At 66.5% G+C, this 4,851-nt stretch carries 4 protein-coding genes; all 4 read right to left on the reverse strand.

Going from position 1 to position 4,851, the window contains the following annotated elements:
* Window positions 1-180: 180 nt before the first annotated feature.
* On the reverse strand, window positions 181-1,278 hold the full coding sequence (locus JWM94_RS15740) for a PepSY domain-containing protein (protein WP_299429135.1): 1,098 nt from the start codon (window positions 1,276-1,278) through the stop codon (window positions 181-183).
* 8 nt (window positions 1,279-1,286) lie between these two features.
* Window positions 1,287-1,970, reverse strand: a complete 684-nt coding sequence (locus JWM94_RS15745; RefSeq protein WP_299429137.1) for a Fe2+-dependent dioxygenase — start codon at window positions 1,968-1,970, stop codon at window positions 1,287-1,289.
* Window positions 1,964-2,641: a tetratricopeptide repeat protein gene (locus JWM94_RS15750; protein ID WP_299429139.1), complete on the reverse strand. Its 678-nt coding sequence runs from the start codon at window positions 2,639-2,641 to the stop codon at window positions 1,964-1,966. The genes JWM94_RS15745 and JWM94_RS15750 overlap by 7 nt, the downstream gene beginning before the upstream one ends.
* Before the next feature lie 56 nt (window positions 2,642-2,697).
* A partial coding sequence (locus JWM94_RS15755; protein WP_299429141.1) for a TonB-dependent siderophore receptor occupies window positions 2,698-4,851 on the reverse strand: 2,154 nt, incomplete at its 5' end.

Below are 4,851 nucleotides of genomic sequence, written 5' to 3' on the forward strand. Positions count from 1 at the left end.
TGGCGCAGATCGCGGGGCAGGCGCGGGTGTTGCTGGGGCGGTAAATCCTCCCCGTTTACGGGGAGGTGGCAGCGCGAAGCGCTGACGGAGGGGGTTCGCAGCAAGCGACCCGCTCGCTCGCGGCCCACCCCCTCCACCACCGCCTTCGGCGGCGGTCCCCCTCCCCGTCCCGGGGAGGATCTAGGTTGCAGCTCGCGCCTTTTGTTTGGCGGCTAACTCCGCCTTCCAGCTTCGCGCACGCCACCACATGATCACGCCGGTCACGCCAAGGATCGCCGGCAGCATCCCTCCCAAAAAGATAATCAGCTGCCAAACAAACCCCATCCGCGTCCCGTCGTGGATGCGGCGCATCAGGCGGGCGGTGTCTTCTTTGGGCGGCGGCGACGCCTTTGCTGCGCCGGTCACGTCGTCAATCTTGACCTGACGCCCGGCGCCGCCTGCCAATGTCACGGTCCACTCGGCCTTGAGATCGGTGGGCCAGCCGACCGACTTGATATCGCCGGGCGACGCCAGCTGAGCCGCCGCCATCGCGCTGTCGAGCGTGATCGCAGGCGCCGCGAGCGGCTTGGCGCGCGCCATCGCGGCGCGGTCGGCCCCGGGCGCGCGCTGCCCGCCGCCGAAGAAGGCCGGGAAACTGATCCACGCGCCGGTCAGCGACAGCACGAACAGCGGGAGCGCGATCCAGAAGCCGAACAGATGATGCAAATTGGTGTCGAGATTGCGGTGCCGCCGCCAGCGCAGCCCGCGGACCCACTTGCCCACGGTCGGCCACCACAACCACAGCCCGGTGAAGCACGAAAACAGCATCGCCACGCCGATCCAGCCGACGATCGAACGGCCCCACACGGGGATCAGCATCGTGCCGTGGATTTGATGCATCACGCGGATCGCCCCCGACGCGCTCGACGCCTTGTCGAGCACGCGCGTAGTCGGCGGGTCGAGCCAGACGTTGGTCCGCGACGGCGGCCCGGCTTGGGGCTTGCCTTTGGCGGCCGGGATCGTGGCGACGATCACCGGGCCGTCGCCCTCGGGCAAGGTCAGCGTCGAAATGCGATCGTCCGGCCCGAGCGCCGCCTTCGCTGCCTGGACATAAAGCTGCGGGTCGATCGTCTGCTGCCCGCTTACCGCGTAACGCTGCGGGTTGAGGCTGTGATCGAGCGCTTCGTCCCATACCAACGCGGCGCCGGTCACGCACAATGGAATGATCAGGATCGCAAGGCTAAGCCCGATCCATTTGTGCACCTGAAACCACGCTTTACGCATACCGATCTTGGTCATGGTCGTCCTTATGCCTCGGCCCAGCGCCGCAGCAGGTTGTGATAGGTGCCGGTCAGCCGCACCGACGCCGGATCGTCCTGCCCCAGCCGGCCGGCGACGTCCTGTACCGCTTGGTCGAGCTCGAACAATATCCGCCGTGCGCCGCCGTCGCGGACCATCGACTGGACCCAGAAGAAAGACGCGACACGGACCCCGCGCGTCACCGGCTCGACGCGGTGGACGCTTGAGGCGGGGTAGAGCACCATGTGTCCCGCGGGGAGCTTGACGCGCTGCTCGCCGAAACTGTCCTCGATCACCAGTTCGCCACCATCATAGCTGTCGGGGTCGGCGAGGAATAGCGTGGCGGACAGGTCGCTGCGCACGCGAAAGTCGCTGCCCCGCCGGATGCGGATCGCGCTGTCGACATGGGACGCGAACGTGTCGCCGCCAGCGTAGCGATTGAACAATGGCGGATAAACCTTGAGCGGCAGCGCGGCGGCGACGAACAACGGCGCGGCGGACAGCGCGTCGAGGACCAGCGATCCGGCGTCGCGTGCAACGGGCGAGTCTTCGGGCAGCTGCTCATTCTGCTTAGCGAGCGCCGATTGATGACCCGATGTCGCGTTGCCGTCGATCCAGTCGGCGCCGTCGATCAGCGCACGGACCTTCGCCACGCCCGCCGCGTCGAGCACATCGGGGATCGCGATCAGCATCGCGCCGCCCCGCGCTCGATCGCCGCCCTGCCCCGCGCGCGAAACGCCGGCACCGGCGAGGCGTCGAGGAACGCCGCCGCCTTCGCGACGAATGCCAGTGTGGCAGTGACGCCGGCGCGCTCGATCCACCTCAGCGCTTCTTCGGCACGTCCCTTATCGCCAAGCATGCGCGCATGGTTGAAACACCCGCGAAAATCGCCGCCTTCCGCCGCGCGCGCATAATACAGCGCCGCCTTGGTCACATCGCGCCGCACGACCCAGCCGTCCTCGTGAAAACTGCCGACGAAGTTCACCGCCTTGGCGTTGCCCAGCTTCGCCGCCTTCTGAAACCAGGCCAACGCCGCCGCCTTATCCTCGGTCACGCCCTGCCCCAGCGCGAGCAAGGTCGCGTAGTTGTACATCGCCCAATCGAGTCCCTGCCCAGCCGCGATCCGGTAGCATTCGGCAGCGCGCGCCTTGTCGACCGCGACGCCCCAGCCGAGGTCGTAGCACCGCCCGACCATGTTGAGCCCCATCAGATGGCCCTGCGCCGCCGCCCGGTTGAACCAGCCGAACCCGGCCGCCTCGTCCTGCGTCACGCCGTTGCCGTCGAGCAGAAGCTGTCCGTACAGTGCCTGCGCCTCGGCCTCCCCGTCTTCGGCAAGCGAGCGCAGGAACGCCGCGCGGGCCACCGGTTCGTCCGGGACACGCGCGGCGCCGTCGGCCAGCGAGGGGGCTGCCGAAGCCGTCAGAACTTGAACTCCACGGTCCCGAACACCGTCCGCCCCGGCGCAACCGTCGCGTAATGGTTGGTGTAGACGTTCGAGAAATAGATCTTGTTGGTCAGGTTCTGCGCATTGACGCTGACCGCGATGCTCTTGGTGAAGGCGAAGCGCGCCTGCGCGTCGAACCGCCAGTAATCGGGAATGCCGCGCGACAGGAACTTGGTCGCCGGCGTCACCGTCACCACGCCGGCGGTCGTCTGCGTCGCGGTGCGGTTGTCGGCGTAGCCGCCATATTGCCGGTCGGTGTAGATCGCGCTGCCGCCCAACGAGAATTGCTTCGTCACCTGATAATTGGTGGTGAAGGTGAAGCTGTTCTTGGCGGTCTGCGGCACTTGCTTGCCGGTGTTGACCGACGGCACCAGTACGACCTTCGCCGGGGCAGCGCCGTTGGCCGGCGCGGTCAGCGCGGCGAACCCGCCGTCGACGATCTTCGGGTCGAGATAGGTGTAGCCGCCGAAGACCGTCCAACCCTCCAGGATCACGCCGCTCGCGCTCAACTCGAAGCCACGGATTCGAGTCGACCCGATGAACGCGGCGTTGTTGCTGGCGTCGAGCACGCGGGCGTTGGCGATATCGGTCTGGAACAACGCCGCGCCGAGCGACAGCTTGTCCTTGAACAGGCTCGCCTTGGCGCCGACCTCGTACGACTTGGTCTTCTGCACCTTGAGCAGATCGAGCACGTTCGCGGTCGCGATCGTGGTCGGCAGCGCATTGTCCTCACGCCCCTCGCCGAGCAGGCTGTTGGGCGGTGTCGCCGCCGTCGCGTAGCTGGCGTAGATGCTCGTTTCCTTGGTCGGCTTGAACACCAGACCGGCCTGCCAGTTGAACAATTTGTCGGTACGGCTGAAGCGGAATGCCGTCCCGCCGGCCGCAAATGGCGGCGTGATCGTCGAGGTGAAGCGGTCGAACCGCGCGCCCAGGTTGAGGATCAGCGACGGCAGCAGCGTGATCGAATCGAACCCGTAAACCGAAACCGTGCTGGCGTCGTTCTGTGTCTCGGTGTTGCTCGCGCCCTTCACAATCGGCGTCGCCACGCTCGATGTGTCCGACGCATAATTGACGAACGGATCGTTGGGATTCGGGTTGAACAGGCTCGTGCAATAATAGCGCGCGATCGTCGCCGTGTTGCAGCGCGGGCTAGCGGTCGATCCGGTCGCCAGCACGAACGCGCCGCGGTGAGTCTTTTCCCATGAAAGCTCGGTGCCGATCGCGAAGCTGTGCTCGATCGATCCCGTCTTGAAGGTGCCGTACAAATCGGTCTGGTTGGTCAGACTGCGCGTATAGCCATAGCGTGTATTGGCGCGGCGCCAAACCAGCCCGCCGGTCAGCACGTCACCGCGCGCACCGCCGGCCCCGGTGGTCGGGTTGACCGCCGCGGTCCCAAACACGTTGCCCGTGCTGTCGTCGGGCAGCAGGAAGCTATACGCCTGATCGTCGTTGGTGAAGCGCGACGTGTTGCGCAGCGCAATCCTGCCGAAATTGTGCTCGACCCGCAGCGTCGCCTGCTGGCTCGTCGTGTCGCGGAAATCGCGGTTCACCAAGCCGTAGAAGGTCGAGCGTTTAACAATGCCGGTCTGCCCGCCCGCCGTGGTGACGCTGCCGAGCACCGGCGTGGTGAAGGTGGTGCCGGTCGGTGCGTTGCACACCGTCGCCGAGCAGACATAGAGGTACGGCAAGCCGCTGTCGGGCAGCTCGTGGCTTTCGAGATAATAATAGCTCGCGGTCAGCCGGGTCGAGGTGCCGAGCCCGATCGTCAGCGACGGCGCGACGCCCCAGCGCTTGCTGTAGATCGCGTCGCGGTCGACCACATTCTGGTCGTGCCATACGCCCTGGATGCGGAGCGCGATGGTCGGGGCGAGCTGCCAGTTCGCGTCGCCGCTGACGCGTTTGTAATCGCCATTGCCGTAGCCGCCCGAGACCGAGCCGTAGGTGCCCATCGTCGGCAACCGTGAAATGATGTTGATCGTGCCGCCGGCCGATCCGCGCCCGCCCAGCGTCGAGTCCGAGCCGCGGATGATCTGCACCGAGTCGATCGCGAACACTTCGCGGTTCTGCGAGGCGAGGTCGCGCACGCCATCGACGAAGATCGAACCTTGCGCGTCGAAGCCGCGAATGAA

This window comes from Sphingomonas bacterium, from assembly GCF_028289855.1.
Classification (GTDB): domain Bacteria; phylum Pseudomonadota; class Alphaproteobacteria; order Sphingomonadales; family Sphingomonadaceae; genus Sphingomonas.